We start from the raw sequence: 2,920 nt of genomic DNA on the forward strand, positions 1-2,920 counted from the left end.
GTGTTATTTATTTAATATCATCCGTTTTAATGGCCGTATACGCTGGAACACTTATACATGATCCAGGCTTTGTTGAACTATCATTTTCAGGATCAGGTGCAGTTGGCATTATTATGCTAGGGTCAATATTCCAATCTGCTCTTGTATTTTGTGGTATTTGGGTATTCATTCTTTTAGTAGAAACGGTTATTAAAATTTATGAGAAAATGAAGTGAGTGAGAGGGAGAAATACATGCGAGTAAGAAACATTCAAGGGGAAGATTATGTAAAGATTCATTCCGTCTTAAATGATTGGTGGGGCGGAAGAGATATGGCTAATATGTTGCCAAAATTGTTTTTCGTTCACTTTCAAGAAACGAGTTTTATCATTGAAGAAGAAGGAGAAACGTTAGGTTTCTTATGCGGATTCTTTTCACAAACGCATAAAGAGGAAGCGTACGTTCATTTTATCGGTGTAAATCCGAAATATAGAAGAAAAGGAATCGCATCGACACTGTATTCTTATTTCTTCGATGTCGCTCGTGCAAATAACCGTAAAGTTGTAAAAGCGATAACGTCAACAGTTAATAAAAAATCGATACAATTTCATCAAGAAATTGGCTTTGAAATTGAAGCCGGGGATGATGAGGTAGATGGTGTATCCGTACATACAAATTATGATGGGAACGGCGGGAGTAGAGTTTTATTTTTAAAAAATGTGTAAAGTAGGCTAACGTGAAGTTAGCCTTTTTGTTGTGAGGAGGAAAGAATATGGAGAGTTCTCAAAGTAGAAACGAGTATTTACGACGTATTTATAAAGTGCAAGACTATATAGAATCAAATATAAATGATTCGCTTTCCATTGAAGATTTAGCGAATGTTGCAGGCTTTTCAAAATTTCATTTTCATAGAATTTTTAAAGGGATGATGGAAGAGCCGTTATCTCGGTATGTGAATCGTTTGAAATTAGAGAGGGCAACACATTTACTTACATATCGTATGGATATGACGGTTACAGATATTGCTTATCATTATGGTTTTACGGATTCAGCAGTTTTCTCCCGGACATTTAAAAGTCAGTACGGAGTAAGTCCGTCTCACTATAGAAATCACAATAGCAAGAATTGCAAAGACGTAAACGAAGGTTCCCAATACAATGAGTGTAAGAAGGTTCGAGGAGAGGTCGAAATTGTAACAGCGGACAAAGTAAACGTCGCATACATAAGACATGTAGGTACATATAAGGATTTAGCTATAGATTTTCCAAAAATGATAGAGAAACTATTTCATTACGCATCGGAGCAAAAATATCATGTATTCGAGGATACGAAGGTATTAACAATTTATCACGATCATCATGAGTTTACAGAAGACTATCATTTAAGAACAAGTCTATGTATAACAATTCCAGATGAAGCCTCAGTAGGAACGAGTGACATTGGAATAATGGCAATACCTTCAGGGACATATGCGATAGGTCACTTTGAAATATTCCAAGATGAATACAAAGGGGCATGGAACTTTTTATACGGTGAATGGCTCCCGAAGAGCGGATATAAACCGAGAGATTCGTATCCTTTTGAAGTGTATAAAAATGATCCGAGGCAGCACCCAGAACATAAACATATAGTCGATATATATGTACCTATCGAACCTTTTTAATCATAGATTAAGGGGGAAGAGCAATGAAAACGGCTGAACAGTTAGATTGTGTTGTAAAAGAAGAATATAAAAATATTAATGGTATGTTAGTAATGCAAAAAGGTAATGTTACTTTTGAAAATTATTATAATGGTTACGGTCCAGATGATACATTTCATGTGGCATCGGTCACCAAAACGATAATCTCTGCGTTAATTGGAATATGTATAGATAAAGGATATATCAAAAGTGTTAATCAAAAAGTAATAGAGTTTTTTCCTGAATATAATCTTAAGGAATCTGAAGTAACAGTTCGGCATCTACTTACAATGACAGCTCCATATCCTTATGTGGACTGGCAGGAACCGTTAGAAGAATTATGCACACAAAAGGATTGGGTGCAGTATACACTTAATAGAATTGGGAACGGCGGGCAAGTTGGATCTTTTAAATATTCATCTGCAGGAGCTCATTTACTATCAGCAATTATTACGAGTGTAACAGGGAAAAGTGCTCGTGAATTTGCGAACGAATATCTATTCCAGCCTATCGGCATGAGAGAAATTCCAAACTACAATATGAAAGCATTTGGATTCCATGACTTATTCGGAAAAGATGTGAAAGGATGGGTTCATGATCCAAACGGTATTTCGGCAGGCGGATGGGGACTTACGTTAACAGCTAGAGATATGGCTAAGTTTGGACGATTGTATTTGAATAAAGGTATTTATGGTGGAAAGCAAATTCTTTCAAAATCATGGGTAAAAGAATCGACAATAATGAACGAAAATCTATATGGGTACTTATGGTGGTTACGAGAAGAAGATGGTATCTTTTCATATTGTGCCATGGGCGATGGTGGAAATGTGATTTGTTGTATACCGGAGAAGGAATTGGTGGTGGCGATTGCATCTGAGATTATACCGGAAGCGAAGGATAGATGGGAGTTAATTTCGAAATATATTCTTTCTTGTATACAAACAAATAATTAATTTTAGCAAAAAAAGATGGTATGAACTGGAATTTCATACCGTCTTTTTTGCTATTATGTATAAGTAAGAGATAGAAAGAGATTTCTCTAGATGGATAAAAGACGTTGTTTGAAAGGTGAGGGTATGATGACAAAGTCTAATGTTGTAGAAATTATTTCAGCCGTAGTATCTATTATCGGTGCATATATTCTTATAAATGCACTAGAAATGGGGAGTAAGGCAGCCGGTGCATCTGTTGCAGAGCAGGGCGGTCATATGGATACAAGTACATATTTAGCTATATTATAAGGATACGGAAATTCTTATAC

The 2,920-nt window shown here is 35.9% G+C and carries 4 protein-coding genes and 1 pseudogene; all 5 read left to right on the plus strand.

Going from position 1 to position 2,920, the window contains the following annotated elements; genetic code table 11:
• Nucleotides 1–215, plus strand: a 215-nt coding sequence (locus tag AB3X48_RS20420; protein WP_367959873.1) for a DUF3980 domain-containing protein, incomplete at its 5' end; no start/stop codon positions are given.
• A gap of 17 nt (nt 216–232) precedes the next feature.
• Nucleotides 233–703 (plus strand): GNAT family N-acetyltransferase, encoded by a 471-nt coding sequence (locus AB3X48_RS20425; protein ID WP_016105278.1) that lies wholly within the window; start codon nt 233–235, stop codon nt 701–703.
• 47 nt (nt 704–750) lie between these two features.
• Entirely contained in the window at nt 751–1,641 is an 891-nt protein-coding gene (locus AB3X48_RS20430) for an AraC family transcriptional regulator (RefSeq protein ID WP_016105277.1), read from the plus strand.
• A gap of 23 nt (nt 1,642–1,664) precedes the next feature.
• A complete protein-coding gene (locus AB3X48_RS20435; RefSeq protein ID WP_199715313.1) occupies nt 1,665–2,612 on the plus strand; it encodes a serine hydrolase domain-containing protein in 948 nt (315 codons plus the stop codon).
• Between the two features lie 90 nt (nt 2,613–2,702).
• Nucleotides 2,703–2,897: pseudogene (locus AB3X48_RS20440) on the plus strand (hypothetical protein); the annotation flags it as partial.
• Nucleotides 2,898–2,920 lie beyond the last annotated feature (23 nt).

Origin of the sequence: Bacillus sp. S4, from assembly GCF_040838205.1 — a bacterium.
Taxonomy (GTDB): Bacteria; Bacillota; Bacilli; order Bacillales; family Bacillaceae_G; genus Bacillus_A; species Bacillus_A cereus_U.